This window comes from Brachybacterium tyrofermentans (genome assembly GCF_039526165.1).
Taxonomy (GTDB): domain Bacteria; phylum Actinomycetota; class Actinomycetes; order Actinomycetales; family Dermabacteraceae; genus Brachybacterium; species Brachybacterium tyrofermentans.
This window is the reverse complement of record NZ_BAAAIR010000067.1, coordinates 1-1,142: the sequence shown is the minus strand read 5'-3', so window position 1 is coordinate 1,142 and position 1,142 is coordinate 1. Positions and strand designations below refer to the sequence as shown.

Sequence of the window (1,142 nt, the reverse complement as noted above, 5' to 3'; positions counted from 1 at the left end):
TGAATCGCCCCGGGTCTGGTGGAGGCTCTGAATCCACGGGAGGATGAGGAGCATGGCAGCACCGAGGAAGTACCCCGACGAGCTTCGGGAGAGAGCCACGAGGATGGCAGTTCAGTCACGGCGCGATCCATCGACGAGGTCGGGCACGTTTCGCCGTGTGGGCGAGCAGCTCGGGATCAATCCCGAGACTCTGAGGAACTGGGTCGTGCAGGCCGAGGTCGACGAGGGGCACCGTCCCGGGACCACGACCAGCGAGTCCCAGCGCCTGGTCGAGCTGGAGAAGGAAGTGCGTGAGCTGCGCAGGGCGAACTCGATCCTGCGGTCAGCCTCGGCTTTTTTCGCGGCGGAGCTCGACCGCCCACAGCGTTGATCGTGGAGTACATCGACCAGTACAGGCATGAGTTCGGCGTCGAGCCGATCTGTCGAACGCTGACCGCAGCGGGCACGCAGATCGCGCCGAGCACGTACTACGCGTTCAAGACCCGCCCACCCTCGAGACGGGCACTACGCGACGAGGAACTGCTGCTCGAAATCCACCGCGTCCATGCGGCGAACTTCGGCGTCTACGGGGCGAAGAAGGTCCACGCCCAGCTGCTGCGGGAGGGCATCTCGGTGGCGCGTTGCACGGTCGAGCGGCTCATGCGCGCCGCAGGGCTGCGTGGTATCAGCCGGGCCAAGGGCCCGCGCACCACGATCTCCGGTCGTGGCCCGGATGATCGTCCTGAACTGGTCGAACGTGACTTCACCGCGACCGCTCCGAACCAGTTGTGGGTCGCGGACATCACCTACTGCCGCACGTTCGCCGGCTGGGTGTATGCCGCGTTCGTCATCGACGTGTTCTCCCGCCGCGTGGTCGGCTGGCAGCTGTCGAAATCGCTACGAACCGACCTTGCGCTGGACGCGCTCGAGATGGGCATCTGGACCCGCGATCACGCAGGCCAGGCCGTCGCCGGGCTCACGCACCACAGTGACAAGGGCGTTCAATACGTCGCCATCCGCTACACCGAGCGTCTTGCCGAGGCCGGCGCGGCCGCGTCGGTCGGCTCCACCGGCGACTCGTATGACTGTCAGTCTCTATCTACCCGATCCCGCGAGGATGGGGTAGTCCCGGCCGACGCGGTCTGACCCTTGCTTATGACTGG

General features: G+C 66.1%; 2 protein-coding genes and 1 other annotated feature. Both genes read left to right on the top strand.

The features are described from left to right. Window positions 1–43 precede the first annotated feature (43 nt). The gene (locus ABD093_RS18240; RefSeq protein ID WP_081012756.1) at window positions 44–370 is read left to right on the top strand and encodes a transposase; all 327 of its coding nucleotides are present in this window, start codon (window positions 44–46) and stop codon (window positions 368–370) included. Next, window positions 331–459: a sequence feature (AL1L pseudoknot), on the top strand. It overlaps the preceding gene by 40 nt. Continuing rightward, a complete protein-coding gene (locus ABD093_RS18235; protein WP_343926290.1) occupies window positions 373–1,125 on the top strand; it encodes an IS3 family transposase in 753 nt (250 codons plus the stop codon). Its footprint overlaps the feature before it by 87 nt. The last annotated feature ends 17 nt before the right edge of the window (window positions 1,126–1,142 follow it).